23 protein-coding genes are annotated in these 25,751 nt (G+C 72.8%); 12 read left to right on the forward strand and 11 right to left on the reverse strand.

Features of this window, described 5'->3' with window-relative positions:
- Nucleotides 1-96: 96 nt before the first annotated feature.
- The gene (locus Q1B24_RS17495; RefSeq protein ID WP_299931295.1) at nucleotides 97-855 is read left to right on the forward strand and encodes a VTT domain-containing protein; all 759 of its coding nucleotides are present in this window, start codon (nucleotides 97-99) and stop codon (nucleotides 853-855) included.
- A 164-nt stretch (nucleotides 856-1,019) separates the two neighbouring features.
- On the opposite strand, the gene pyrE is transcribed toward Q1B24_RS17495, so the two are convergent.
- The gene (gene pyrE / locus Q1B24_RS17500) at nucleotides 1,020-1,550 is read right to left on the reverse strand and encodes an orotate phosphoribosyltransferase (RefSeq protein ID WP_299931296.1); all 531 of its coding nucleotides are present in this window, start codon (nucleotides 1,548-1,550) and stop codon (nucleotides 1,020-1,022) included.
- Between the two features lie 54 nt (nucleotides 1,551-1,604).
- On the opposite strand from pyrE, the gene Q1B24_RS17505 reads away from it, so the two are divergent.
- Entirely contained in the window at nucleotides 1,605-2,816 is a 1,212-nt protein-coding gene (locus Q1B24_RS17505; RefSeq protein ID WP_299931297.1) for a pyridoxal phosphate-dependent aminotransferase, read from the forward strand.
- 19 nt (nucleotides 2,817-2,835) lie between these two features.
- On the opposite strand, the gene Q1B24_RS17510 is transcribed toward Q1B24_RS17505, so the two are convergent.
- Together Q1B24_RS17510 and Q1B24_RS17515 are read right to left on the reverse strand one after the other, a co-directional pair.
- Nucleotides 2,836-3,666 (reverse strand): hypothetical protein, encoded by an 831-nt coding sequence (locus Q1B24_RS17510; RefSeq protein ID WP_299931298.1) that lies wholly within the window; start codon nucleotides 3,664-3,666, stop codon nucleotides 2,836-2,838.
- 35 nt (nucleotides 3,667-3,701) lie between these two features.
- Nucleotides 3,702-4,886, reverse strand: coding sequence for a hypothetical protein (locus Q1B24_RS17515; RefSeq protein WP_299931299.1), 1,185 nt, complete (start codon nucleotides 4,884-4,886; stop codon nucleotides 3,702-3,704).
- Between the two features lie 156 nt (nucleotides 4,887-5,042).
- On the opposite strand from Q1B24_RS17515, the gene Q1B24_RS17520 reads away from it, so the two are divergent.
- From Q1B24_RS17520 to Q1B24_RS17535, 4 genes are all read left to right on the forward strand, one after another.
- A complete protein-coding gene (locus Q1B24_RS17520; protein WP_299931300.1) occupies nucleotides 5,043-5,948 on the forward strand; it encodes an ATP-binding cassette domain-containing protein in 906 nt (301 codons plus the stop codon).
- Nucleotides 5,945-6,781 (forward strand): ABC transporter permease subunit, encoded by an 837-nt coding sequence (locus tag Q1B24_RS17525; RefSeq protein ID WP_299931301.1) that lies wholly within the window; start codon nucleotides 5,945-5,947, stop codon nucleotides 6,779-6,781. The genes Q1B24_RS17520 and Q1B24_RS17525 overlap by 4 nt, the downstream gene beginning before the upstream one ends.
- 84 nt (nucleotides 6,782-6,865) lie before the next feature.
- Complete coding sequence (locus Q1B24_RS17530) at nucleotides 6,866-7,408, forward strand: isochorismatase family protein (protein ID WP_299931302.1); 543 nt, start codon at nucleotides 6,866-6,868, stop codon at nucleotides 7,406-7,408.
- Nucleotides 7,409-7,413: 5 nt separating this feature from the next.
- Nucleotides 7,414-8,343, forward strand: a complete 930-nt coding sequence (locus Q1B24_RS17535) for a PfkB family carbohydrate kinase (protein ID WP_299931431.1) — start codon at nucleotides 7,414-7,416, stop codon at nucleotides 8,341-8,343.
- A 165-nt stretch (nucleotides 8,344-8,508) separates the two neighbouring features.
- Here Q1B24_RS17535 and Q1B24_RS17540 read toward each other — a convergent pair whose 3' ends face one another.
- Nucleotides 8,509-9,594 carry a YihY/virulence factor BrkB family protein gene (locus tag Q1B24_RS17540; protein ID WP_299931303.1) on the reverse strand — a complete coding sequence of 362 codons (1,086 nt, stop codon included), beginning with the start codon at nucleotides 9,592-9,594 and terminating at the stop codon, nucleotides 8,509-8,511.
- 92 nt (nucleotides 9,595-9,686) lie between these two features.
- Between Q1B24_RS17540 and Q1B24_RS17545 the strand changes: the two genes are divergently transcribed.
- Complete coding sequence (locus Q1B24_RS17545; protein WP_299931304.1) at nucleotides 9,687-10,505, forward strand: hypothetical protein; 819 nt, start codon at nucleotides 9,687-9,689, stop codon at nucleotides 10,503-10,505.
- 133 nt (nucleotides 10,506-10,638) lie between these two features.
- Here the strand turns inward: Q1B24_RS17545 and Q1B24_RS17550 are convergent, their stop codons facing one another.
- Together Q1B24_RS17550 and Q1B24_RS17555 are read right to left on the reverse strand one after the other, a co-directional pair.
- Nucleotides 10,639-11,559, reverse strand: a complete 921-nt coding sequence (locus tag Q1B24_RS17550; RefSeq protein ID WP_299931305.1) for a glucose 1-dehydrogenase — start codon at nucleotides 11,557-11,559, stop codon at nucleotides 10,639-10,641.
- A 226-nt stretch (nucleotides 11,560-11,785) separates the two neighbouring features.
- A complete protein-coding gene (locus Q1B24_RS17555) occupies nucleotides 11,786-13,159 on the reverse strand; it encodes a pyridine nucleotide-disulfide oxidoreductase (protein ID WP_299931306.1) in 1,374 nt (457 codons plus the stop codon).
- Between the two features lie 132 nt (nucleotides 13,160-13,291).
- Here Q1B24_RS17555 and Q1B24_RS17560 point away from each other — a divergent pair, with 132 nt between their 5' ends.
- The gene (locus Q1B24_RS17560; RefSeq protein ID WP_299931307.1) at nucleotides 13,292-13,756 is read left to right on the forward strand and encodes a GNAT family N-acetyltransferase; all 465 of its coding nucleotides are present in this window, start codon (nucleotides 13,292-13,294) and stop codon (nucleotides 13,754-13,756) included.
- Here the strand turns inward: Q1B24_RS17560 and Q1B24_RS17565 are convergent.
- Entirely contained in the window at nucleotides 13,728-15,533 is a 1,806-nt protein-coding gene (locus Q1B24_RS17565) for a cell wall metabolism sensor histidine kinase WalK (protein ID WP_299931308.1), read from the reverse strand. The genes Q1B24_RS17560 and Q1B24_RS17565 overlap by 29 nt on opposite strands.
- Nucleotides 15,534-15,650: 117 nt before the next feature.
- A complete protein-coding gene (locus Q1B24_RS17570) occupies nucleotides 15,651-16,583 on the reverse strand; it encodes a 2-hydroxyacid dehydrogenase (RefSeq protein WP_299931309.1) in 933 nt (310 codons plus the stop codon).
- A gap of 77 nt (nucleotides 16,584-16,660) precedes the next feature.
- On the opposite strand from Q1B24_RS17570, the gene Q1B24_RS17575 reads away from it, so the two are divergent.
- From Q1B24_RS17575 to Q1B24_RS17590, 4 genes are all read left to right on the forward strand, one after another.
- A complete protein-coding gene (locus Q1B24_RS17575; protein WP_299931310.1) occupies nucleotides 16,661-17,572 on the forward strand; it encodes an AEC family transporter in 912 nt (303 codons plus the stop codon).
- Between the two features lie 53 nt (nucleotides 17,573-17,625).
- The gene (locus Q1B24_RS17580) at nucleotides 17,626-19,068 is read left to right on the forward strand and encodes an FAD-binding oxidoreductase (RefSeq protein ID WP_299931311.1); all 1,443 of its coding nucleotides are present in this window, start codon (nucleotides 17,626-17,628) and stop codon (nucleotides 19,066-19,068) included.
- Nucleotides 19,069-19,078: 10 nt separating this feature from the next.
- Nucleotides 19,079-19,516 (forward strand): hypothetical protein, encoded by a 438-nt coding sequence (locus tag Q1B24_RS17585; protein WP_299931312.1) that lies wholly within the window; start codon nucleotides 19,079-19,081, stop codon nucleotides 19,514-19,516.
- A 67-nt stretch (nucleotides 19,517-19,583) separates the two neighbouring features.
- A complete protein-coding gene (locus tag Q1B24_RS17590) occupies nucleotides 19,584-21,473 on the forward strand; it encodes a M12 family metallo-peptidase (RefSeq protein ID WP_299931313.1) in 1,890 nt (629 codons plus the stop codon).
- Between the two features lie 31 nt (nucleotides 21,474-21,504).
- On the opposite strand, the gene Q1B24_RS17595 is transcribed toward Q1B24_RS17590, so the two are convergent.
- The 3 genes from Q1B24_RS17595 to Q1B24_RS17605 all read right to left on the reverse strand — a co-directional run bounded on the left by Q1B24_RS17595 (nucleotide 21,505) and on the right by Q1B24_RS17605 (nucleotide 25,669).
- Entirely contained in the window at nucleotides 21,505-22,338 is an 834-nt protein-coding gene (locus Q1B24_RS17595) for a CPBP family intramembrane glutamic endopeptidase (protein ID WP_299931314.1), read from the reverse strand.
- A 135-nt stretch (nucleotides 22,339-22,473) separates the two neighbouring features.
- Nucleotides 22,474-25,056, reverse strand: a complete 2,583-nt coding sequence (clpB, locus tag Q1B24_RS17600; protein ID WP_299931315.1) for an ATP-dependent chaperone ClpB — start codon at nucleotides 25,054-25,056, stop codon at nucleotides 22,474-22,476.
- Nucleotides 25,057-25,168: 112 nt separating this feature from the next.
- Complete coding sequence (locus Q1B24_RS17605) at nucleotides 25,169-25,669, reverse strand: general stress protein (RefSeq protein WP_299931316.1); 501 nt, start codon at nucleotides 25,667-25,669, stop codon at nucleotides 25,169-25,171.
- Nucleotides 25,670-25,751: the final 82 nt, after the last annotated feature.

Consider the following 25,751-nt stretch of genomic DNA (forward strand, 5'->3'; position numbering starts at 1 on the left):
TTCAACACGGCAGAACGCGACATGCGTCAACAATCCCGGCCATCCCCGCCGATCTTTGGGAGACACGCCCTAGGTGCGCGTTCTAGGGTGGCGCGCGTGAGCGCCTTGTGGGACCTGCAGACCATCGCTGCCTCGGGCTTCGATCCGATGCTGCTCGGCATCGAGTGGATGGACCCCAACTGGCTGCTCGACCGCTTCGGCACCGCGCTGTTCTGGATCAGCATGGTCATCGTCTTCGTCGAGTGCGGGCTGTTCTTCCCGATCCTCCCCGGCGACACGCTCCTGTTCGCCCTGGGCCTCTTCATCGCCACGGGCCAGCTCGACCTGTTCCCGGGCCCGCCCATCGTCGAGCTGATGATCGCGATGGCCGCGCTGATGGTCGCCGCCTTCCTCGGCAACGTGGTCGGCTACGAGATCGGGCGCAAGATCGGCCCGCCGCTCTACGAGCGCGACGGCCGCATCGTCAAGCGCAAGTACTTCGACCAGACCACCGCCTTCTTCGACCGCCACGGCAACAAGGCGCTCGTCATCGGCCGGTTCGTGCCGTTCGTGCGGACCTACATCACCGTCGTGGCCGGCGTGACCCGGATGGAGCGGCACCGGTTCTTCCTGTGGAGCCTGGTCGGCGCCGTGCTGTGGGTGATGTCGATCTGCCTGCTCGGCTTCTTCCTCGGCGACGCGTTCCCCACCCTCGGCGAGAGCATCGACAAGCTGATCATCGTGATCGTGGCGTTCTCGGTGATCCCGATCGTCGTCGAGTGGTGGCGCCACAAGCGCACCAACGCCCCCGGCGCCGAGGTCGGCCCGCAGGACGGTGGGCCCGACCGCGACATCACGGGCCGCGACCTCGACTGAGCGACGTACGCCGCCGGGGCGGTGCGTGAGGCAGGTTCCGGCGGCTCAGAACCTGCGTGGCTCACCCCCCGTCGTACGACCCCCGCCGGGGCGGTGCGTGAGGCAGGTTCCGGCGGCTCAGAACCTGCGTGGCTCACCCCCCGTCGTACGACCTCCGCAACGGGTCAGCCGCGTACGGCGTCCAGCTCGGCGCGGGTCAGCACGGAGCGGACCTCGAGCCCGACGTCGGCCAGCGGGTCCTCACCCTCGGGCGAGCGGTCGATCGCGCACACCACGACCTCCACGACGGCCCCGAGCTCGCGCAGGGCCCGGGTCGCGTCGCGGACCGCGCCGCCCGTGGTGATGACGTCCTCGATGATCGTGACCCGGCGACCGGCGACGTCGGGGCCCTCGGCGAGCTTGGCGGTGCCGTACTCCTTGGCCTGCTTGCGCACGAAGAGCGCCGGCAGACCGGTCCGCGCCGACACCATGGTCGCGATCGGGATGCCGCCGAGCTCGAGCCCGCCGAGGAGCTCGGTGCCCTCGGGGAGCAGGTCGACCATCTGCGCGGCCACGCGGTCGAGCAGGGCCGGCTGCGCCTCGAAGAGGTACTTGTCGAAGTAGGTGTCGGCCACCTGCCCCGAGCGGAGGGTGAACTCCCCCGTGAGGCGGCAGGTCGCGTCGATGTCGGCGGCGAGGGTCGCGTCGGTGGTCACGGCACCGACCCTAGTGGGACGCCGCCGGCCGGGCCCTCTGGGTAGCGTGGGCGGGTGCCCACCGCGAAGCCCCTCGATCTCTCCCTGGCCGCCCGGCTCGCCCACATCCCGCCGACCGTCTTCAGCGAGATGTCGGCGCTCGCGATCCGGACCGGCGCCCTCAACCTCGGCCAGGGGTTCCCCGACGTCGACGGTCCGGCCTCGGTGGTCGCCGCGGCGGAGGCGGCGCTGGAGTCCGGTGCCAACCAGTACGCCCCCGGCATCGGCGTACCCGCCCTCCGGGCCGCCATCTCGCGGCACCAGCAGCGCCACTACGGCCTCGAGCCCGATCCGGACCGCGAGGTCGTCGTGACGACCGGGTGCACCGAGGCCATCGCCGCCGCGCTGCTCGCGCTCGTCGACCCGGGCGACGAGGTCGTCGTGCTCGAGCCCTACTACGACTCCTACGTCGCGATGCTCGACATGTGCGGCGCCCGCCGGCGGCCGGTGACGCTGCGCGCGCCCGCCGGCTCGAGGACAACACCGCGGCCCGACCTCGACGAGCTGCGTGCCGCGGTCACCGGCGACACCCGGCTGATCCTGCTCAACACGCCGCACAACCCCACCGGCACCGTGCTCACGCGCGAGGAGCTGCAGGTCGTCGCCGACCTCGCGATCGAGCACGACGTGATCGTGGTGACCGACGAGGTCTACGAGCACCTGGTCTTCGACGACGCGCGCTCCGCCGAGGGACACGTGCCGATCGCGACCCTGCCGGGCATGTGGGAGCGCACGCTCACGCTCTCGAGCGCCGGCAAGTCCTACAGCTTCACCGGCTGGAAGGTCGGCTGGGCCACCGGGCCCGAGCCCCTCGTGCAGGCCGTCCTCGCCGCCAAGCAGTGGCTCACCTTCACGTCCGGCTCCCCGCTCCAGCCCGCGGTCGCGCACGCGCTCGACCACGAGCCCGACTGGCCACGCGCGCTCGCGCGCGACCTGCAGGGACGCCGCGACCTGCTCTGCGACGGGCTCGCCGCCGCCGGCCTGGTGCCGCGGGTCCCGGAGGGCACCTACTTCGCCACCACCGACGTCAGCCACCTCGGCTGGCCGGACGGCCGCGCGTTCTGCCTGGCGCTGCCCGAGCTGGCCGGCGTGGTCGCCATCCCCACACAGGGGTTCTACGACGACCGCGAGGCGGGCCGACAGCTCGTGCGATGGGCGTTCTGCAAGGAGCCCGACGTGATCAGCGAGGGCGTACGACGCCTCGCCGCCGCCGACCTGTCGCGCTGACCGACCGCCGGGGCTGGGCTCAGCGGCCGGGGTAGTCCCGCGGCGGATGCTCGGAGCCGTCCTCGTCGCCGGTGGGCCGCGGCTGGCCGTAGGGGTTGTCCTGGCTCCCCGGGCCGTAGGCGTCACCCTGGCCGTAGGGCGTGCTGCTCGGCGGCGGCGGGTACTGCGGCGAGGACTGCTGGCCGGGCTGCTGGCCGGACTGGCCGTAGGCGTTGCCGTACGGGTCGCTCGGCTGGGCGCCGTACTGACTGCCGCTGTCGCCGCCGTACTGGCCGCCGTAGGCGGGGTAACCGCCCGCGCCACCGGACGGGACGCCCTTGAACCACTCACCCGCACCGCCCACGAAGAGCAGCACGATGACGGCGATCGCGGCGATGAGCGTGACGGCCGAGACGCCGCTGGTGACGCCGAGCAGCGAGAACAGCGCGACGACCGCGCTGGAGATGACGAGCAGGATCCGGGAGACGTTGGAGCGTCGCATCACGAGGACGGCGAGCACGATCGCGACGATCGCCCACACGACGAGGCCGAGGACGACGGCGAGGATCACCCCCACGGCGGCGTCGGCGTCGATGTTGGCGTCCTGGAACTCGGGGACGCGCTCGATCTCGGTGATCACCTGGTCGCGGGCGACGAGCAGGGCGAGGCCGGTGAGGCCGAACAGCACGGCGGTGAGGGCGGAGAAGACGATGGTGATCCAGGCGGCCGCGGTCACCGTGCCGGGGCGCCGGTCGCCTGCCGGCTGCTGGCCGTAGGACGGCTGCTGGCCGTAGGGGTAGGGCTGTCCACCCGGCTGCTGACCGTAGGGGTCCTGGCCGTAGGGCTGGTGCGTCGGTCCGGGATCACTCATGCGTCTATCTCACCACGTCGGCGGTTGGCGACGCGTCAGCGCGGGTCGAGCTGGAACCAGCGGCGTACGTCGCCGCGCCGCAGGCAGACGACGGTCGCCAGGGCGGCCGCGGCCGGGATCAGGACGAGCGGGGTGTTGAGGACCAGGGCGAAGCAGGCGCCGGCGCTGAAGGCGGCGCTCACCATCAGGCCGCGGCGCGCCCACTCGCGACGCGCCATCGCGAAGCCGGCGAGCACCAGCGCGACCAGGCACCAGACGACGAAGGCCCCCGCGAGCGCGAACACGGTCGTGCGCACCTGCTCCAGGCTCAGCCCGTCGTCGAGCATCTCCGGCTGCTGCTGCTCCAGGACGCTCTGCAGGAAGTCGGGCGAGAAGCCCGCGATCGCGAGCCACAGGAGCGACAGCGTGAGGAGCCCTCCGGCCGTGACGACGGTGATGACGAACGCCGCCACCATCGCGCCGGGCCGTGCGTTGAGGAGCTGGCGACGCTGCCAGTCCGTCGCGGGAGGGGCGTACGACGCCGGCTGCTGGGACGGGGGCTGCGGCTGCTGGAGGGGCTGGCCGTACGGCGACTCGGCGGGGCGGTCGACCGGGTGCGGCGCGTGCGGGCCGGGCTCGCCGAAGGGCCTGCTGGCCGGCGGCGGGGTGTCGGCCCCACCGGCGTCGGCGGGCGGACGCGCCCACGGGTCGGCGGGTCCGGAGGCACCGGGGGCGTCCCACGGCGTGCGACCCGACGCATCGCGGTCGGCGCGCCCGGAGTCCTTCGCGGGTGCCGGGTCGGGCGGCGTCCAACGGCCGGTGGCGAACCACTCGCGCGCGGGCTGCATCCACAGCATCGCCGCTCCTGCGGCCACGAACGAGCCCGCCAGCCCGCCGGCCGGGATGCCGGTGAGGAACACGACGACCGCGAACAGGGTGAGGGCCAGGCGCGAGGAGCGGTCGGGCTTGCGGACGTACCACCCGAGGATCGCGGTGGCGCAGGCCGCGGCCGCCGCGACCATGCACGAGATTCGCAGGAGGTCGGTGGTGCTCGAGACGGTCAGGCCGAGGGAGGAGAACGGCGCGCCGGCGAGGACGTCGCGGATGGCCTCCTGCGTCTCGAGCGAGCGGAGCGAGGTGACCCGCTCCCACGCGGTGAGGAGCACCACCACCGAGGAGAACATGACGATGCCCGAGGCCAGGCTGACCTGGGGCGGGCGGTTCTTGGTGGGCTGGCTCACCCGTCCAGTGTCCCAAGTCCGGCCCAACTCTCCCCATCCGCGGCCCGACCCGGTGCTCCTTGCCCTCCGTGCGGGATTTCTCAGGGTCGTCCTCAGGGACCGGAGGGGTGCCGTCCCCGATGCGCGGAGGGGCCCCGCGCGGCGAGGGTTGGACCCATGATCAGCGTCGAGCACCTCACCAAGCAGTACGGCCCGTTCACGGCCGTCGACAGCGTCTCCTTCACGGCCGCGACCGGTCGCGTGACCGGCTTCCTCGGTCCCAACGGCGCCGGCAAGTCCACGACCATGCGCATGATGGTCGGGCTCACCCGGCCCAGCGCCGGGCAGGTCACGATCGCCGGCCGCGACTACCACGAGCTGGTCAACCCCGGCCTCGAGGTCGGCGTCCTGCTGGACGCCTCCGCCCAGCACGCCGGACGCACCGGTCGCGAGATCCTCGCGATCGCCGCGCAGACGATGGGCCTCCCGAGGTCGAGCGTCGCCGCGACCCTGGCCCGCGTCGGCCTCACCGAGTCCGAGGCCGAGCGTCGGGTCCGCAACTACTCCCTCGGCATGCGCCAGCGCCTCGGCATCGCGACCGCCCTCATCGGCGACCCGCAGGTGCTGGTCCTCGACGAGCCCGCCAACGGCCTCGACCCGGCCGGCATCCGCTGGATGCGCGACCTGCTCCGCGGCTTCGCCGACCAGGGCGGCACCGTGCTGCTGTCCTCGCACCTGCTCCACGAGATCGAGGTCATCGCCGACGACCTCGTCGTCATCGGCCAGGGCCGCATCGTGGCGCAGGGCAGCAAGGCCGAGCTGCTCGCCGCGGCCGGCACCCTCGTTCGCACCGCCGACCCCGCCCAGCAGGACCACCTCGCCCGTGCCCTGCACGAGGCGTCGGTCGTCACCAACCCGATCGACGGTGGCCTGCGCGCCGACGCCGATCCCGAGCTCGTGGGAGCGGCGGCACACCGTGCCGGCGTCGTCCTGCGCGAGCTGCGCGCCGCCGACGGCGCCGGCCTGGAGGAGATGTTCCTCGAGCTCACCGCCGAGACCGCTCGCGAAGGAGCAGCAGCATGACCACCCAGATCCAGCCCGCGACCCGCACTCCCGCGGTCGCCACCCCGCCCACGCCCGCGGCACCCGCCGCGCGCCGCGTCGTACGACCCATCCCGATGACGCGCCTGGTGGGCGTCGAGCTGCGCAAGATGTTCGACACCCGTGCGGGCTTCTGGCTGATGGCCAGCGTCGGCATCGTCTCGGTGCTCGCCACCGCCGCCGTGATCATCTGGGCGCCGGACTCCGCGATCGACCAGGAGACGTTCTCCAGCGCCATCGGCTTCCCGTTGTCGGTGATCCTGCCCATCATCGGGCTGCTGTCGGTCACCAGCGAGTACAGCCAGCGGACCGGCCTCACGACCTACACGCTCGTCCCTTGGCGGGGCCGGGTGATCACGGCCAAGATGCTCGTCACGCTCACCATCGGTGTCGCCTCGATGTTCCTCGCGCTGGCCGTGGGTGCGGTCGGCAACCTCGTCGGCTCGGCGATCACCGGTCTCGACCCGGTCTGGAACGTCACGCTCGCCGAGTTCGGGCAGATCGTGCTGGCGAACGTCCTCGGGATGCTCATCGGCTTCACCCTCGGGGTCCTGATGCGCAGCTCGGCCGCCGCGATCGTGGGCTACTTCGTCTACTCGCTCGTCCTGCCCGCCGCTCTCGGAGCACTGGCCGCGTTCCAGGAGTGGTTCCGCGACCTGCAGCCGTGGGTCGACGTCAACTTCGCCATCACCCGGCTCTTCGACCAGTCGATGACCACCGAGTACTGGCAGCAGCTCGGCGTCACCACCCTCGTGTGGCTCTGGATCCCGCTGGCCATCGGCCTGCGCGCGATCCTGCGTGCCGAGGTGAAGTAGATCCCCTCTACTCACCTCGTGCCCATCAGCGGCTGCCGGTCGGGGGACCGGCGGCCGCTGATGTTTCTCTGACAGGGTGACGGCATGCATCCCGACGCCTGGCTGGTCGTGATCGACCCGCAGCGGATCTTCGCCTCCCCGGACAGCGCGTGGGGCTCGCCGATGTTCCCCGACATCGTGGAGCCCGTACGACGACTCGCGTCCGCCGCGGGCCAGCGCACCGTGGTCACGCGCTGGGTGCCCGACCGTGACGCGCATGGCAGCTGGCGGGCCTACCTCGACGCCTGGCCGTTCGCCGACGTGCCCCACGACGACCCGCTGCTCGACCTCGTGCCCGAGGCTCAGGGGCTGGCGGACACGGTGGTCTCGCTCCCGACCTTCGGCAAGTGGGGGCCCGAGCTGGCGGCGGTCACCGGGCCGCTCCCCCACCTGGTGCTCGCCGGGGTGAGCACCGACTGCTGCGTCGTGTCGACGGCGCTGGCGGCCGCCGACGCCGGAGCGACCATCACGGTCGTCACCGACGCGTGTGCCGGCTCGACGCCCGAGAACCACGAGGCAGCGATGAAGGTCATGTCGCTCTACCCGCCGCAGATCACGCTGGCCACGACGGAAGACGTGCTCCGTTGAGCCGGGTGATCCACACCGGCCAGGCCCTCGTCGACGTGGTCGTCGAGGTCCCCGACCTGCCGGACCGCGGACAGAACGTGATGGCCGCCTCCGCCACCGACTACGCGGGCGGGACGGTCACGGTGCTGCTGGCAGCGGCCCGGTTCGGCGCGGAGTGCGTGCAGGCCGGCGCCATCGGCACCGGGCCCCACGGCGACCTGATCCGCGCAGCACTCAGCGCCGCCGGGATCGGGGTGTCGGCCCCGCCTGTCGAGGACCTCGACACCGGCATCTGCGTGGTGATGGTCGAGCCGAGCGCCGAACGGACGTTCGTCACGACGCTGGGCGCCGAGCGCCGGATCAGCGTCGAGTCGCTCGGCACCTCCGCGCCCGGCCCGGGCGACCTCGTGTGCGTCACCGGCTTCTCCCTCGCCCTCGACAGCACCCGCGACCCGCTGCTCGCGTGGCTGCCGACGCTGCACCCCGACGTGGTCGTGGTGCTCGACCCGGGGGCGGCGTTCGCCGGCCTCGACGAGGCCGTGCGTGCCGCGATGCTCGAGGTGACCGACGTCTGGTCGAGCAACGCCGAGGAGGCCGAGGACCTCCTGCGGGTCGTCGGCCAGGACGCGCCCCGCGATCTCGCCGCCCTCACCGCTGCGATCGCTCCCCTGCTGCGCGGCGACGCGGTCGCGATCGTCCGCGACGGGCCGGAGGGCTGCGCCGTCCACGTCGCCGGGGAGACGACGTACGTCCCGGGGTTCCCGCAGACGCCCGTCGACACCAACGGCGCCGGCGACACCCACACCGGCGCGCTGCTGGCGGAGGTGGCCGCCGGTACGCCGTGGGACGAGGGCTGCCGACGCGCCAACGCGGCTGCCGCCATCAAGGTCACCCGCCGCGGGCCGGAGTCCGCCCCGACCGCGGCGGAGGTCGACGCCTTCCTGGCCGGCCGCTGAGCCTAGGAGTCGCACTCGGCCCGCCCGATGAACTTCCACCCGTTCGCGCGGAAGTTCAGGCTCTCGTCCCCTTCCTCACGCTCGCTGTCCGATGAACTTCCACCCGTACGCGTGGAAGTTCAGGTTGCGCGGGGGCGGGAGGCGGGCGGCGGGGCGGCGTACGACTCAGGACGAGGAGTCGCGCCCCTGCGACTCGCGGAGCCGGCGGCCCCGCTCGATGTCCTCCTGCTCCTTGGCGGCAGCCTTGTCGGACTTGCGGGTGTCGCGCGGAGGCAGCTGCAGCTCCTCCTCGGCGGCGATGCCGGCCTGGAGCTGGCGGCCACGCTCGAGCTCGGCGTCGAGCTCGGCGCCGAAGAGCAGGGCCAGGTTGGTGATCCACAGCCACAGCAGGAACGCAATGACGCCGGCGAGGGAGCCGTAGGTCTTGTCGTAGCTGGAGAAGTTGGCGACGTAGAAGCCGAACGCGGCCGAGGCGATGACCCACACCACGATGGCCACGATCGCGCCGACGCTGATCCAGCGGAACTTCGGCTGCTTCACGTTGGGGGTGGCGTAGTAGAGGAGCGCCACGATGAGCACGACGACCGCGAGCAGCACCGGCCACTTGGCGATGCTCCACACCGTCACGGCGGCCGACTCCAGCCCGATCGCACTGCCCACCGCCTCGGCGGCGGGGCCGGTCAGCACGAGCCCGACGGCGACGACGGCGACGAGCACCACCGTCACGAGGGTGATCAGCAACATCACCGGGCGGAGCTTCCAGATCGGTCGCCCCTCGTCGATCTCGTAGATCCGGTTCATGCCGCGACTGAAGGCGTTGACGTAGCCCGAGGCCGACCAGAGGGCCGTCGCAAGACCGATGACGAGCGCCAGGCCGCCGCCCTGGCTCCCGGCGAGGTCGTTCAGGGGGCCCTCGAGGGTGCTGGCGGCCGACGAGGCGCCGATGTCGCGCAGGATCTGCAGGAGCGTGTCCACCGTCTGCTGCTGCTGGCCCACGAGGCTCACGAGCGAGAGGAGCGCGATCGCTGCGGGGAACAACGCCAGGACGGCGTAGTAGGTCAGCGCCGCGGCCAGGTCGGTGCACTGGTCGTCCATGAACTCGCGGACGGTCTTGCGCAGGGAGTAGCCCCAGGTGGGCCTCACCAGGTCGGCGGGCGAGTCGGGCTTGCGGGACGCGTCGGGCGCGGGGGCGGTCTGCTCCCGCTCGCTGCTCGTGGACTCGCTGTCTGTGGTGGTCGATCGGTCGCTCATGCCACCCAGTGCCCGCACCGGGCCGGCCCATACTTCGACGGCCCGAGCGGTCAGGACACGTCGGCGCGCACTGCGCTCGCTACGGTGGCCGGATGACCCCGGACGTGCTCCTCGTCGGTGCCGGCGACCTCGGCGCCGCCGTCGGCCTGCGCCTGGCCGACCTCGACCACGGCGTGCTGGCCCTGCGCCGCAACGCCTCGCTGGTGCCGACGCCGCTGGTCGGCCGCTCGGTCGACCTCACGGCTGAGGCGCCCGACCTGTCCGACGTACGCCCTCGTCTGCTCGTCGTCGCGCTGACCGCGCGGCCGCGGACCGAGGAGTCCTACCGGTCGACGTACGTCGACGGGATGACGCGGGCGCTCGACGCGCTGGCCGAGCCGCCCGAGCGGGCGGTGCTCGTCTCGTCGACCGCGGTGCACGGCAGCCGCGACCTGCCGGACCTCGAGGACGAGACGGCGCCGCCGGCTCCTTCCGACGGTCCCGGCCGGATGCTCGTCGCCGCGGAGGAGGCCTTCCACGACCGCATCCCGCACGGCTCGGTCCTGCGGCTGTCCGGCTTGTACGGCGGCAGCAGCACGCGGCTGCTCGACCAGGTCCGCGAGGGCCGGATCGACGACCCCCACCGCTGGACCAACCGGATCCACCGCACCGACGCCGCCGAGGCCGTCGTGCACCTGCTGACGATGCCCGCCCAGCCCGAGCGGCTCTACCTCGGCACCGACGACGAGCCCGCGCAGCTCGGCGACGTCGCGGCCTTCCTCGCCGACCGCCTCGGCGCCCCCGCTCCCCCGCAGGCCGACCCGGCCCGGGGCCACGGCAAGCGCCTCTCGAACGCGCGGTTGCGCGCGACGGGCTGGGCGCCGACGTACCCGTCCTACCGCGAGGGCTACGCGGCCGTCGGGACGACATGACGGCGTACCTGGCGGGCAAGTCCGTCACTTGTCGGGGGTTGCACAGGCCTCGAAGTGGCGGACTCCCCGCTCGAGCGGGGAGTCCCCGGCAGGGCCCCGCTGGCCACCCGGAGCCAGTGGCGGGGCCCAGTACTCACATGGTGACCGGATTGCCCCCGGTCACGGCGATGACCTCACCGGTGATGTAGCTCGACTCCGGCGAGGCGAGGAAGACGAAGGCGGTCGCCACCTCGGCCGGCTGCCCGGCTCGCCCGAGCGGCGTGTCCTGACCGAACGACGCGACCTTGTCGTCGGGCATCGTCGCGGGGATGAGCGGCGTCCAGATCGGGCCGGGTGCGACGGAGTTGACCCGGATGCCCTGCTCCGCCACCGCTCGGGCGAGCCCGCGGGTGAAGTTCACGATCGCCGCCTTGGTCGAGGCGTAGTCGAGGAGGGCCGGCGAGGGCTGCGACGACTGGATCGAAGAGGTGTTGATGATCGTCGAGCCACGCCTCATGTGCGGCAGCGCCATCCTGCACAGCCAGAACATCGCGTAGACGTTGGTCCTCATCACCCGGTCGAGCTGCTCGGTCGTGATGTCCGCGATCCCGCCGGGCTGGGCCATCTGGTAGGCGGCGTTGTTGACGAGGATGTCGATGCGGCCGAGCTCGTCGACGGCCGTGTCGACCAGGGCCTGACATGCCGACTCCTCGACGAGGTCGGTCGGCACCAGCACGGCCCGGCGGCCGGCGTCCTCGACCAGGCGGGCGGTCTCGCGCGCGTCGTCGTGCTCGCCCTCGAGGAAGGCGATCACCACGTCGGCGCCCTCGCGGGCGAAGGCGAGCGCGACGGCGCGGCCGATGCCGGAGTCGCCGCCGGTGATCACCGCCACCTGGTCGAGCAGCCGGTCGTGGCCGACGTACGTCTCTTCACCATGGTCGGGCTTCTCGCCCATCTCGCCGGTGACCGAGTCCTCGTCGCCGGGCTTCGGCAGCCGCTCCCCCTCGGTCTCCGGCTGGTCGTGCAGCTCGGTGGGGTCCTGCCGGGTCTGGTCGGCCTGTCCGTCGTTGCTCATCGTCGTCCTCCTCGCAGGTGCATGGTCCGTCCCGGCGGTACCCGGCACACGACGGTCGATGCGGGGCACCGATCCTCATGACCGCGAAGGACGCCGTGGTCGCCCGGAAGCCGTCGAAGCGGACCAGCCCGCGACCCCGCGACACGCAGCGGGTCTTCCTGCCCGCCGACTGATCGGGGACAGCCCCCGCTGGTCGAGGAAGGCGACCTCCTCGACCAGCGGGGACTCAGCCGGTCGCCATCAGCCGGGTCAGGGCCTCGAGGCCGGGGCCGGTGCTCGCCGCCAGCCGTTCCCGGACGCGGCCTAGCTCCTCGGAGGCGGCGTACGCCGGTGGGACCCGCGCCGGATTGATCGCGACGGTGTTCGCCCAGGCGGCGATGTCGGGCTCGCCGGCGAGGACCATGGTGGCCCGGGCGCCGCGGACGTTCATGTCGGCCCACTGCACGAGCGAGTTGCCGAAGCGCGAGGGCGGGCACAGCCGGTTCTTCTCCGCGTCGTCGTGCCGGGTGGCCTCGACGTAGCCGGTGACCGCCGCTCCGAAGCACGGGAACCCCGCACGGACCGGCTGGATGGTGATGTCCTCGGGCCGCCAGGCCGGCACGAGCGGCGGGTTCTTGAGTCCTTCGGCCGCGCAGTGCACGACCACCGCGTCGTCCGCGACCCGCACGGTCGTGCCGTCCGCCATCTCGAGGCGACCGCGCTCGACGTGGCGCAGGTGCCCGTGACGTACGACGTCCTGGATCGAGCGCAGCAGGTCGAGCTCCCACACTCCGAGCGTCGGGGTCTTCGCCATGGTGGGCGTGATCGAGCGGTCGATGCGCAGCATCACGCCGGCGTCCTCGAGCCGCAGGAACATCTCGTCGAGGGACGCCGAGGCCGTGGCCTCCTCGAACGTGGTCGCCGCCACCCCGAGGTAGACCGCCGGGTCTGGCTGGATGAGGGCGCGGTCGAGCATCCATGGCTCGCGGGGTCGCACCCAGCAGATCGCGTCGGGGTCGACACCCTGCCCCAGGAGCCACACGCAGGCGTCGGTCGCCGTCTTGCCCGAGCCGACGACGACGTACTGGCTCGGCGCCTCCTCGAGCCGGACCACGTCGTTGACCGTCACCACGCGCGCGTCGTCGGCGACCGAGAAGGGAGCCGACGACTCGGCGGGGATGCTGGGCGAGAGGTAGTGGGCGTTGACGACGCGGCACGACGACGGCACCTCCCAGGTCCGCCCCGAGATGCGCGAGACGACCGTGCGCCCGACGACATCGCACCCGGTCAGCACCTCGACCCGACCCGTGGCGCGGAGCCGCTCGAGCGCGCGGGCGTAGTAGTCGACGATCTCCGGCTGTGAGGCCCGCACGTGCAGCCCCGCCTCGGGCCCCTGCTCCTGGACCTGGCCGCCGAGGACCGTCGAGGCCACGCCGTAGAACGTCGAGGCCTGGTGCAGCCGGACGAACGGGTAGTCCTCTAGCCAGTGCCCGCCGGCCCCGTGGCGGCGGTCGACGATCGCGACGCGCGCGTCGGAGTGGTCGACCAGCGCGTCGGTGAAGCCCATGCCCATCGCGCCGGCACCCACCACCAGGTAGTCGACGTCCAGTGTGCGAGTCATGGACACACGCTGGCACACCTCCGGGCGTCCGCGCCCGCCTCAGCGGACAGGATCGCGGATCCTCGGGACAGTGCGGTGGCTGTGGTCCAGCGGATGGACCACAGCCACCGCGCTCTGCGCCAGACTGACGCCGTGCAGATCTCCCGCGCCGACTTCGCCGACCCGCGGCTGGAGGCCTTCCTGCAGGCCCATCTCGACGACATGGAGCCGACGGCGCCGCCGGAGAGCCGGCACGCGCTCGACCTGGCCGCGCTGCAGGCTGACGGCGTACGACTCTGGGTGGGCGTCGACGCAGACACGATCCTCGGCACGGTCGCGCTGGCGGCGGTCGCGGACGGACACGAGGAGCTCAAGAGCATGCGGACCGAGCCGCGCCTGCGCGGCACGGGGGTGGCGACCCGGCTGCTGGCCCACGCGCTGGACGACGCCCGGGCGCGCGGAGTGTCACGGGTGTCGCTGGAGACGGGGAGCATGGCGTTCTTCGAGCCCGCGCGGCGGTTCTACGCACGGGCCGGCTTCGTGCCGTGCCCGCCGTTCGGGTCCTACGCCGAGGACCCGAACAGCACCTTCATGACCCTGACGACGGCTCCGCGCTGACGTCGTCGTCGTACGCCGGCAGGGTCAGGGTCGCGGTCGTGCCGCGGCCGCGCTCGGAGGCGATGTCGACCGAGCCGCCGTGGCGGGCGGCGATCCGGGCGACGATGGCCAGGCCCAGGCCGGTGCCGGGCCGGGTCAGCGCAGCCGGGTTGGTGGAGCGGAAGTACTCGCGGAAGAGCTGCTCCTGGTCGGCCGGGGAGATGCCGATGCCCGTGTCGGCCACCGTGGCGACGACGCTGTCCCCCTCGGTGCCGACGCGGACCGTCACCCGGCCGCCGGGGTCGGTGTACTTGATCGCGTTGGAGGTGAGGTTGGTGAGCAGGCGGTGCAGCTCCTCGGGCTCGCCGGGCACCAGCACCGGCTCGTCGGGCAGCTCGGCCTCGCAGGTGACGTCGCCGGCCGTCGCCGCGGCGTTGCACTCGTCGCACACGTCGTGCACCACCCGGCGCAGGTCGACCGGGATCGGGTCGAACTCGCGGTGCGGGTCGGAGACCTGCGCCATCGTGAGCATGTCGTCGATGACGGCGCGCATCCGGGCGGCCCCACGGGCGGCGGCCGCGACGGAGCTGCGGGCGTCGTCGTCGAGGGCGCCGGTGTCGAGGAGCTCGAGGTTGGCGCTCATCGAGAAGAGCGGGTTGCGCAGCTCGTGGCCCATCGTGGTGACCACCTCGACGCGATAGCTGTCGAGCTTGCGGAGCCGGTCGGCGATGGCGCGCTCGAGCTCGAGCTGGCGCGCCTTGCCGACGGCGAGGCCCAGGTCACGACCGATGTCGCGCGCCGCATCGATCTCGATGTCGGTCCAGCGGCGGGCGTCGGAGACGCGGGTCAGGACCAGGAAGCCCACGCACTCCGGGCCGACCCCCAGCGGGACGAAGAGCACCGCGCCGAGACCGATCCGTTCGAGGAAGGCCAGCAGCCGCTCCGCGTCGTCGCGGGCCAGGCCCGGCTGGTCGAGGCTGTCACGGGAGAACGGCGCGACGTACTGGTCGGCCCAGTAGCGGTGCGCCAGCCGCACCACCACGTCGTCGATCTCGGCGAACGGCGGCGCGTCGTAGGCGTTGCCGACGGCGTACGACGTCGTGGTGGAGCCGACCCCGTCGGGGTTGAAGGCGGTCAGCCACATGCCCACCGCGTCGAAGCACGACACGACCGCGGACCGACAGGCCTCCAGCACCAGCTCGAGCGTCGGCTCGCCGAGGGCCTGGCGCACGATCGCCCGCGCCTCGGTCGCCATCCGCACCTGCTCGCTCAGCTCCTCGCGCTCGAGGGCGAGGAGGACGAGCGTGCGCGCGAGACCGGCGTAGCGCGTCAGCACCTCCATCTTCTGCGGCGACGGCAGGCGCCCGTCGTCGGGGATGTCGACCGACAGCAGGCCGAGCAGCCGGCCCTGGTCGTCGTGGAGGGGGGCGGCGAGGAGGTCGAGCGGGTGCCACGCGTCCTCCCCCTCGAGGGGTGTCACGTCCGGGATGTGGCTGTAGGCCAGCGCCTCCTCGCTCGCGCGGTCGTGCGGGACGAAGCGCCACACGCCCCACTCGTCGGCGTCGGCGAGCTCGTCCTCGATCGACCCGGCCGGCACCTGGGTGCCGACGAAGCCGTCCTCGACCCCGGCCGCGGCGACGACCTCGAAGTGGCCGTCGCGGCGCAGCGTCAGCGACGACTGCGCGAAGCCGGCGAGGGTGGCCACGCCCTCGACCAGGACCTGGAGGTGCTGGCGCGTCTGCTCGTCGAGCCACGGCGACGCGGAATGGCGTCGCCCCCGGTCCGTCTCGTCGTGCATCACACCTCCTCGTCGCGGCGCGCCCCGCGGCACCCCGACCCTAAGCCTCCGGGCCTGACGGGCGCAGGGATTCCTTGACGCTGGTGGTCAGCCGGGCGCAGCGGTCACGACGTCGGGTCAGCCGACCGGGGTCACCAGCTCGCCGCGCTCGAGGAAGGCGTCGACGTTGTCGAGCACGAGCCGGCCCATCGCCTCGCGCGTCTCGACGGTCGCGCTGCCGACGTGGGGCAGCAGCACCACGTCGTCGCGCCGCAGCAGCGCCTCGGGCACGTGCGGCTCGTCGGCGAAGACGTCCAGCCCGGCCCCGGCGATGCGGCCGGCCTCCAGCGCCGCGACCAGCGCGTCCTCGTCCACGACCGAGCCACGGGCGACGTTGACGAGGTAGCCGTCGGGACCCAGCGCGTCGAGGACGGCTGCGTCCACCAGGCCGTCGGTGCCTGCACCGCCGGGGGTGAGCACCACGAGCACGTCGCTCGCCGCGGCCAGCGCGACCGGGCTGTCGTGGTAGGTCCACGCGACGTCCTTGGGGCTGCGCGAGTGGTAGTGCACCTCGGCGCCGAAGGCCTCGAGTCGCTGCGCCGCGGCGGTCCCGATGCGCCCCAGCCCGAGCACGCCGACGACCGCGCCCCGCACGTCGCGGGTCAGCGGCATCTTCTCACCGCGGGACCACGCACCGCTGCGCACGAACCGGTCGGCCGCGGTGATGCCGCGCAGGACGTCGACGACCAGGAACGCCGCCAGGTCGGCCACCGCGTCGGTCAGCACGTCGGGGGTGTTCGAGACGACGATGCCACGGCCCCGCGCCTCGGCCACGTCGACGTTGTCGTAGCCGACGCCGAAGTTCACGATCGCCCGAAGGCCGGGAAGGGCGTCCATCTCGGCCGCCCCGGCCTTGGCGCCACCGCCGACGACCGCCACCACCACGCCGGCCGGGTCCTCGAGGTCCGCAAGCTCCGGGGCGGCGTACCGCTCGCTGAGCCACTCACGGACGAAGGGCATCAGTCCTCCGAGCTGGACGACGCGGGCCGGGTGCTGGGTGTCGGTGGTCACCACGCCATCCTTGCCGGGGCCCGGGCGCGACGTCCAAGACGACATCGCTATCGCACGATGCACGGGAAGGGGGACCCATGGGGCTGCTGATCGGCTTCACCACGATCCTGGTCGTCATCGCCGCCGGTGCCGCGCTCGCCCACGTGGGCGTGCTCGACCGCCGCTCCCAGCGCACCCTCGGCGAGATCGCGTTCTTCGTGGCCTCGCCCGCCCTCATGGTCGTCACCATCAGCCAGGTGCACCTCGAGGCCGCGGCCGCGAACCTCGTCGCCTCGAGCGTCTCGCTCGCCGCCTGCTTCGTCGCGTACGTCGTCATCGCGCGGCTGCGCTGGCGCCTCGACACCGGCGCCCTGCTGATCGGCGCGCTGTCGTCGTCGTACGTCAACGCCGGCAACCTCGGCATCGCCATCGCGGCCTACGTCGTCGGCGACATCACCGTGGTCGTGCCGACGCTCCTCGTGCAGATGCTGCTCGTGCAGCCGGCGGCCCTCATCGTGCTCGACCGCATCACCGGCCGCGGCGAGGGCGTGGCGCCCGCCATCCGGCGGCTGGTCACCAACCCGCTCACGATCGCCGCGGTCCTCGGCCTGGTCCTCGCGACCACCGGCTGGCGGCTGCCGGCGCCGCTGCTGTCGCCGCTGGAGATGCTCGCCGGCGCCGCGATCCCGCTGATGCTGATGTCGTACGGCGCCGCGCTGAGGCTGAGCCCGCCGATCGGCCGGGCCGGCCACAACGGCGAGGTCGTCGTCGCGACCGTCCTCAAGATGACCGTCATGCCAGTGGTCGCCTGGGGAGTGGGCGTCGGCCTCGGCCTGGACGACCGCGTCCTCCTCGGCGTCGTCATCACCGCGGCCCTGCCGACCGCGCAGAACATCTTCCTGCACGCCACCCGCTACCGCGTGGGGGAGGATGTGGCCCGGGAGACCATCCTGGTGACCACCCTCGCCTCGCTGCCCGCGGCGCTGATCGTCGCGGTGCTGCTGGGCTGACCTACGCCCGCGACTCCCAGACGACACCCCCAGACGAACCCCCGAGGAGAACCATGGACGACCTGCTCGACCGGCTGCGCACCAGCATCGGCGCCGACCACGTCCTGACCGAGGACGCCGACGTCGCGGCGTACGTCGTCGACTGGACCGGCACGCGCGCCGGCCGGGCCCTCGCGGTGGTGCGGCCGAGCTCGACCGAGGAGGTGGCGGCCGTGGTCGCGGCCTGCGCCGGGGCGGGCGTGCCGGTCGTCCCGCAGGGCGGCAACACCGGGCTGGTCGGCGGCGGGGTGCCGGACGCGTCGGGCAACCAGGTCGTGCTCTCGCTGGGCCGGATGCGCCGGGTTCGCGAGGTCGACCCGGTCGCTGGCACGGTCACGGTCGACGCGGGTGTCGTCCTCGCCGACGTGCAGGCCGCGGCCGAGAAGGTCGACCGTCTCTTCCCGATGTCGCTGGGCTCCGAGGGCAGCTGCACGATCGGCGGCAACCTCTCCACCAACGCCGGCGGCACCGCCGTGCTGCGCTACGGCATGACGCGCGAGCTCGTGCTCGGCCTCGAGGTCGTGCTGCCCGACGGCCGGGTCTGGGACGGGCTGCGCGGACTGCGCAAGGACAACACCGGCTACGACCTCACCCAGCTGTTCGTCGGCGCCGAGGGCACCCTCGGCGTCATCACGGGCGCCGTGCTGCGGCTCTTCCCGGCCACGCCGCGGCACGCCACGGCCTGGGTCGCCGTGCCGTCCGTCGACGCCGCGGTCTCCCTGCTCGGCCTGGCCCAGCAGCACGCCGGCGTGCACCTGTCGACGTTCGAGATCGCCAACCGCCAGGCCATCGACCTCGTCCTCGCCCACCTGCCCGGAGCCAGCGACCCGCTGGGCGAGCCGAGCGACTGGTACGTCCTGGTCGAGCTCGCCGGGTCCGCCTCCGACGACGGGCTGGACGAGACCCTGGAGTCGCTGCTCGGCGAGGCCGTCGAGGCCGGCTGCGCCACCGACGCGGCCCTGGCCGGCAGCCCCTCCCAGCGGTCGGCGCTGTGGGCCCTGCGCGAGGGCATCTCCGAGGCGCAGAAGGTCGAGGGCGCGACGCTCAAGCACGACGTCACTCTCCCGATCGCCCGGCTCGCGGAGTGGACGGACACGATGGGACCGCGGCTGCAGGAGGTCTGTCCCGGCGTCCGGCTGGTGACCTACGGCCACGTCGGCGACGGCAACCTGCACTACAACCTCAACGCACCGCTCACCGACGACGGCCGCAGCGACGACGACGCGCTGCGCGCCGCGGCCGCCGACCTGACCACGGCCATCTACGACTCGGTGGCCCGCGAGGCGGGGTCGATCAGCGCGGAGCACGGCCTCGGGCGCACCAAGGCGGCGGCAGCGGCGTCGTACAAGTCCGACGTGGAGGTCGACCTGATGCGCGCGGTCAAGCAGGCGCTCGACCCCGCGGGCCTGATGAACCCCGGCGTCCTCGTGCCGCCCGCCCCTGGGGCCTCGGCCTAGGCTGCACGGCATGAAGGCACAGACCCTCGGCCGCGTCGTGCTCGGCGGCTTCATGGTGACCGCCGGCGTGCTCCACCTGACCACGCAGCGCGAGGAGTTCCGCGCCCAGGTGCCCGACTGGTTCCCGGTCGACGAGGACCTCACGGTGCTCGGCTCCGGGGTCGTGGAGGTGGCCCTCGGCGGGGCGTTCGTCGCGCTGCCGCGTCACCGGCGCACCATCGGTGCGCTGCTGGCCGCGTTCTTCGTGGCGATCTTCCCCGGCAACATCGCGCAGTACGTCGAGGGCACCGACGCGTTCGGGCTCGACACCGACCGTGCCCGGCTCGTCCGGCTGTTCTTCCAGCCGGTGCTGGTCCTGTGGGCGCTCTGGGCGGGCGGCCTGCTGACCCGTCGCCGTCCGGCGATCGCCGAGGAGCAGCAGCGCGAAGAGGTCGAGACGGGCGAGTAGCCCGGCCCGTCCGGGTTTGGGCGGCGCCACCCGGGGCAGAGGGGTCCCCAGAGAGAAGGGGGACTCCATGTCCATCACCGTGCCCACCAGGAGCACCAGCAGGACACTCGTCGGCGTCGCCGGCCTGTGCGTCCTCGCACTGGCCGCCACCACGGCGCCCGTCACCACGGCGACCGCGTCGCAGGACGACCGCCGACCCGTCGAGCTGCTCAGCCCGGCCACGGCCGGCCGGGCGGCCACCGACGCCGAGGGCGCCGACAGCGAGCGCTCGCGTGCCGTCGACGTCGACGCGGCCGCGCTCGACGCCGTACGCACCGGCGACCGGATCAGCCTCGCGCTGTTCGACGACACGACGGTCACCGCCGCCGTGGACCAGCGCACCGACGCCGCCGGGGTCACGTCGTGGTCCGGCGGCATCATCGGCGAGAAGGGCACCGTCACCGGCGTCGTGGTCGGTGGGGTCACCCACATCAACGTCGCCTCCGTCGAGCACGGCACCTACGAGGTGCACAGCACGCCCGAGGGCGACTACGTCGTCGACGAGGCCGGCGACCCGCCGGCCGGCGACGACGTCGTGATGCCCGGCCGCCCGGGCCGCTCCGACGGCTCCGGGGCGCACGACCACGGCACCCAGCCGCGCACCCAGCGCGACACCGCGGGCACTGCGGGCACCAACCGCGCCCCTGTCGCCGCCGCCGACGCGCCCGACACGGTCGACATCGCCATCGTCTACCCCGCCCAGCTGGTCGCCCAGATGGGTCAGGCGCCGATGGAGGCCCAGTTCGCGCTGGGCATCGCCCAGACCAACGAGGCCTTCGCCAGCTCCGGCGTGGCCACCCGGGTGCGCCTCGTGGGCATCCGGCAGGTCGCCGCGACGCAGTCCGCCGACCTGACCACCAACCTCAGGGCGCTGGGCACCCCGGGCGACGGCATCTTCGACGAGGCGCAGGGCCTGCGCGAGGAGACCCACGCCGACCTGGTGAGCCTGTGGCTGGCCGGCAGCGTGCCGGGCGGCGCGTCGTGCGGCATGGCCTACCTCGGTGGCACGGACCCGCAGTACGACCCGGAGTACGCCGCCTGGTCGGTCGTCTACGCCGCGGCCTGCGCCACGCAGTTCAGGGCGTTCGCCCACGAGGTCGGCCACAACCTGAGCGCCCACCACGACGCGGGCGCCTCGCAGGCGCCGATCGACGGCAAGCCCTACGCCCGCGGCTACGTCGACGTGGCCGCCCGGACCATCACCGTGATGGCCTACTACGACCAGTGCGTCCGCGCGCAGGTCAACTGCACCCGGATCGGCTACTTCTCCAACCCCAACGTGGCCTACAACGGCCGCGCCCAGGGCACGCCCGCCACCCAGAACGCGGTGGCGATCAACGAGCAGATCGCGACCGTCGCGGGCTACCGCCAGTCGCAGATCTACCCGGGGGCGGTGAGCATCGCCGGCCGCGCGCGCTTCAAGGGCAAGGCCGAGGCCGCGTCCACCCCGTGGTCGCCGGCCGTCACGCTGAGCTACCAGTGGTGGCTCGACGGCGTCCCGGTCCCCGGCGCGACCGCCAGCACGTTCAAGCTGTCCCGGCGTGACATCGGCAAGACCCTGACGCTCCAGGTGCTCGGCTCCGCGCCGTTCTACCCGACCGTCGCGGCCCCGGACGCGTCCGTCGTCGTGGGCAAGGCGCTCTTCCGGACCAAGCGACCCAAGCTCCGCGGCGTACCCCGGGCCGGGCGGGTGCTCTCGGTGAAGGTGAAGGGCTGGAAGCCCAAGCCGGCCAAGAAGAGCGTCAAGGTCCGCTACCAGTGGCTGAAGAACGGGAAGAAGATCAAGGGGGCCAAGAAGGCGACCTACCGTGTCCGCGCCAAGGACCGCGGCAAGAAGATCTCGGTCCGGGTCACGGCCAAGAAGAAGGGCTACGAGAAGGCGCGGCGGAGCTCCAAGAAGGTCAAGATCCGCCGCTGACGTACGCCGTTGACGTACGCCGCCGGGCGGGTCACAGGGTCGGCAGCCAGTCGACCCGCCCGGCGAGCAGGGCGTAGCCCACGAACGCGCCCACGTCGAGCAGCGTGTGCGCCACGACGAACGGCATCACCCGCCCCCAGCGACGGAACAGCCAGCCGAAGAGCAGGCCCATCGCGACGTTGCCGACGAACCCGCCGAGCCCTTGGTAGAGGTGGTAGCTGCCGCGCAGCAGTGCGGCCAGCCCGATCGCGGCGCTGTCACCGAAGCCGATCTGGCGCAGCCGCACCTGCACGAAGCCGAGGACGACGAACTCCTCCAGCACTGCGGCCTCCGCGGCCGCGAGCACCAGCACGGGCACGCGCCACCACTCCCCCGGCAGCGACTGGGCCACCACCGTGAGGTTGGTGCCCAGCGCGAAGGTGGCGAGGTAGAACACCACGCCGACCGAGCCGACGCCCGCGGCGAGCCAGGCGCCGCGGCCCCAGTCGCGCCACGTGCTCCACCCTCCGTCGCGCGCCCAGACCTGCTTGAGGTTCGAGCCGGAGCGGACCAGGAGGTACGCCGCCAGCGCGACCGGCACGAGCGCGAATCCGATCCGCAGCAGCTGGTAGGTCAGGTCGAGCCACGGCCGGTCGGGGGCGAGGGAGTTGTTGAGGTTCGCGGCCTGCGCCGACAGCGGCCCCGGCGCGGTGAGCGCCGAGACGATGCTGACGACCGAGTAGATCGCGCTCCGACCGAGCGAGACCAGCAGCACGATCGCCAGCTCGGCCCACAGCAGCGCCTTCGCGAGGTCCGGCACGCCACCCGGGACGGGCGTGTCCCGGAGTCGCCACCACGGGCGTACGTCGTCGGCTGCGGTCGTCACGGGACCCAGCATCCCGCAGTCGACCTGGGCGGCGTACTGGGTGGGGCACTCTGACACTCCGAGGGGGTTGTGAGGGCCACGAAGTGGTGGAGTCCCCGCCCGAGCGGGGACTCCACCACTGGGAGGGGAAGCCCGTCAGGCGAGCACGAGCCCGTCCTCACCCACGTCGACGGTGACGGCGCCGCCGTCGGCGACCTCGCCGGCGATCAGCAGCCGGGCGAGCGGGTCGCCGATGGCCGACTGGATGAGCCGGCGCAGGGGCCGCGCGCCGTACGCCGGGTCGTAGCCGGTCTCGGCGAGCCAGGCGCGGGCCGCGTCGGTCACCGAGATGGTGATCCGCCGGACCGCGAGCCGCTGCTCGAGCAGCGCGAGCTGCAGGTCGACGATGTGCGCCAGGTCGTCCTTGGACAGCGCGTCGAACATGACGACCTCGTCGAGCCGGTTGAGGAACTCGGGCTTGAAGTGCGAGCGCACCACGCCCATCACCGACTCCTTCTTGGCCACCGGCTCGAGGATCGGGTCGACCAGGAAGTTCGACCCGAGGTTGGAGGTGAGGATCAGCAGCGTGTTGCGGAAGTCGACCGTGCGGCCCTGGCCGTCGGTGAGCCGGCCGTCGTCGAGCACCTGCAGCAGGATGTCGAAGACCTCCGGGTGCGCCTTCTCGACCTCGTCGAGCAGCACGACGCTGTAGGGGCGCCGGCGCACGGCCTCGGTGAGCTGGCCACCCTCGTCGTAGCCGACGTAGCCGGGAGGGGCGCCGACGAGCCGGGACACCGAGTGCTTCTCGCTGTACTCGCTCATGTCGATGCGCACGATCGCGCGCTCGTCGTCGAAGAGGAAGTCGGCCAGCGCCTTGGCGAGCTCGGTCTTGCCCGTGCCGGTGGGGCCGAGGAAGAGGAACGACCCGGTCGGGCGGTGGGGGTCGGCGATGCCGGCGCGCGAGCGGCGTACGGCGTCGCTCACCGCGGTGACGGCCTCACGCTGGCCGATCAGGCGCTCGCCGATGACGGACTCCATCTCGAGCAGCTTGGCGGTCTCGCCCTGGAGCATCTTGCCCGTGGGGATGCCCGTCCAGGCCTCGACCACGTCGGCGATCTGCTCGGCACCGACCTCCTCGCCGACCAGTGGCTCGAGGTCGGCGAGCTCGGCCTCCTCGACCTCGGCGATCTGCTTCTCGAGCGCGGGGATCTGGCCGTACTGGATCTCCGAGGCACCGGCGAGGTCACCCTCGCGCAGCCGCTTCTCGGCCTCGATCTTGAGCTGGTCGAGCTGGCGGCGCAGCTCGCCCTCGCCCTGCAGCTGGTCCTTCTCGCGCTCCCAGCGGGTCTCGAGCCCGCGCAGCTCCTCCTCGCGGTCGGCGAGGTCCTTGCGCAGCGTCTCGAGCCGGTCGACCGACGCGGCGTCGGTCTCCTTGGCGAGCGCGAACTCCTCCATCTTGAGCCGCTCGACCTGGCGCCGGAGCTGGTCGATCTCCTCGGGCGAGGACTCGTGCTCCATCCGCAGCCGGGACGACGCCTCGTCGATGAGGTCGATGGCCTTGTCGGGCAGCTGGCGGCCGGTGATGTAGCGGTCGGACAGCGTGGCAGCGGCGACGAGCGCGGCGTCGGTGATCCGGACGCCGTGGTGGGCCTCGTACTTCTCCTGGATGCCGCGCAGGATCTGGATGGTGTCCTCGACGCTGGGCTCGCCGACGAAGACCTGCTGGAAGCGGCGCTCCAGCGCCGGGTCCTTCTCGATGCGCTCGCGGTACTCGTCGAGCGTCGTCGCGCCGATCATGTGCAGCTCGCCGCGCGCCAGCATCGGCTTGAGCATGTTGCCGGCGTCCATCGCGGAGTCGCCGCCGGCGCCCGCGCCGACGACCGTGTGCAGCTCGTCGATGAAGGTGATGACCTGCCCGCCGGCGTCCTTGATCTCCTCGAGGACGGCCTTGAGCCGCTCCTCGAACTCGCCGCGGTACTTCGCGCCCGCCACCATCGCGGCGAGGTCGAGCGCCAGCACGCGCCGGCCCTTGAGCGAGTCGGGCACGTCGCCGGCGACCACGCGCTGGGCCAGGCCCTCGACGACGGCGGTCTTGCCGACGCCGGGCTCGCCGATCAGGACGGGGTTGTTCTTGGTGCGCCGCGACAGCACCTGGACGACGCGTCGGATCTCGGCGTCACGGCCGATGACCGGGTCGAGCCGGCCGTCCTCGGCCGCCTGGGTGAGGTCGACGCTGTACTTCTCCAGCGACTCGTACGACGCCTCGGCGCTCTCGCTGGTCACGCGGCGGTTGCCGCGGACGGCGGTGATCGCCTCCCGCAGCCCGGACGCGGTGAGTCCGGCGTCGGTCAGCACCTTCTGCGCGCTCGACTCGACGGTCGCGGTGGCGACGAGCAGGTGGTCGGTGGCGACGTAGTCGTCCTTCATCGACCCCGCGAGGTCGAGCGCCTGCGCCAGGACGCGGGTCAGGGCAGCGGACGCGCTCGGCTGCTGGACGGTCGAGCCGGTGGCGCGGGGCAGCTGCTGCTGCACGCCCTCGGCCTGCGCGAGCAGGGTGGCGGGGTCCACGCCGGCCTTCTGCACGAGGCTGCGGGTCGCGCCGTCCTCCTGCTTGAGCAGGGCGACGAGCAGGTGGATGGGCTCGGTGGTGGTGTTGCCGCCGGCGGTCGCGGCGAGCTGGGCAGCCTCGATGACCTCGCGGCTGCGGGTGGTGAACTTCTCGGCACCGAACTGGCTCAACTCTTCCTCCGTGTGCGTGGTGGTGGGGACCACTGTGGTCCCACTCGCTCCAACGCGCCAGAAGTTGAGTCGATTCCCCTCAACTTTGCCTTTTTCGCGGCCGCACGACCCGTCAGGCGAACGGGTCCGGCAGCGCGCCCGGCAGCCCCGCGAGCAGCTCGCGGGCCCGGGCCGCGTGCGTGTGCTCGACGAGCACCTCGTACCTCGTCGCCACCACCTGGGTCACCGAGGAGAAGTCGCGCTCGCCGCGGGTGAAGGCATAACCGATGAGCGCCCACACCAGGCCGAAGGTGGCACCCATGAACGCCGTGCTGAGCAGCACCTGCCACAGGTCCTCCTCGGTGAACAGCGCGAAGATCAGCCCGACGAAGACCCCCAGCCACAGCCCGGACAGGATGCCGCCGACCGCGACCTTCGACCAGGTGAGCCGGCCGGTGACGCGCTCGATGCGCTTGAGGTCGGTGCCGACGATCATCAGCTGGTCGACCGGGAACTCGGCGTCGGCGAGGAAGTCGACGCTCTTCTGCGCCTGCGCGTAGTCGTCGTAGACCGCCAGCGACTGCGGGAACTGGAGCTTGAGCGGGGAGGCGGGGGTCAGGCCCGGGGTCGACATGCGGCCACGATACGACCGGGAGGAGGGGGTGACCGGGCCGGCCGATGGGGGATGGGGCGGCCGGCCCGGTCAGCTTTGGGGG

This window comes from uncultured Nocardioides sp., assembly GCF_947488025.1.
GTDB lineage: Bacteria > Actinomycetota > Actinomycetes > Propionibacteriales > Nocardioidaceae > Nocardioides.

Coding starts and splice junctions, on each gene's coding strand:
- Q1B24_RS17510 (WP_299931298.1), bottom strand. CDS start 3,666: ATGAGTGATCCCGGACCGACGCACCAGCCCTACGGCCAGGACCCCTAC.
- Q1B24_RS17520 (WP_299931300.1), top strand. CDS start 5,043: ATGATCAGCGTCGAGCACCTCACCAAGCAGTACGGCCCGTTCACGGCC.
- Q1B24_RS17525 (WP_299931301.1), top strand. CDS start 5,945: ATGACCACCCAGATCCAGCCCGCGACCCGCACTCCCGCGGTCGCCACC.
- Q1B24_RS17530 (WP_299931302.1), top strand. CDS start 6,866: ATGCATCCCGACGCCTGGCTGGTCGTGATCGACCCGCAGCGGATCTTC.
- Q1B24_RS17540 (WP_299931303.1), bottom strand. CDS start 9,594: ATGAGCGACCGATCGACCACCACAGACAGCGAGTCCACGAGCAGCGAG.
- Q1B24_RS17545 (WP_299931304.1), top strand. CDS start 9,687: ATGACCCCGGACGTGCTCCTCGTCGGTGCCGGCGACCTCGGCGCCGCC.
- Q1B24_RS17550 (WP_299931305.1), bottom strand. CDS start 11,559: ATGAGCAACGACGGACAGGCCGACCAGACCCGGCAGGACCCCACCGAG.
- Q1B24_RS17555 (WP_299931306.1), bottom strand. CDS start 13,159: ATGACTCGCACACTGGACGTCGACTACCTGGTGGTGGGTGCCGGCGCG.
- Q1B24_RS17565 (WP_299931308.1), bottom strand. CDS start 15,533: ATGCACGACGAGACGGACCGGGGGCGACGCCATTCCGCGTCGCCGTGG.
- Q1B24_RS17575 (WP_299931310.1), top strand. CDS start 16,661: ATGGGGCTGCTGATCGGCTTCACCACGATCCTGGTCGTCATCGCCGCC.
- Q1B24_RS17580 (WP_299931311.1), top strand. CDS start 17,626: ATGGACGACCTGCTCGACCGGCTGCGCACCAGCATCGGCGCCGACCAC.
- Q1B24_RS17585 (WP_299931312.1), top strand. CDS start 19,079: ATGAAGGCACAGACCCTCGGCCGCGTCGTGCTCGGCGGCTTCATGGTG.
- Q1B24_RS17590 (WP_299931313.1), top strand. CDS start 19,584: ATGTCCATCACCGTGCCCACCAGGAGCACCAGCAGGACACTCGTCGGC.
- Q1B24_RS17605 (WP_299931316.1), bottom strand. CDS start 25,669: ATGTCGACCCCGGGCCTGACCCCCGCCTCCCCGCTCAAGCTCCAGTTC.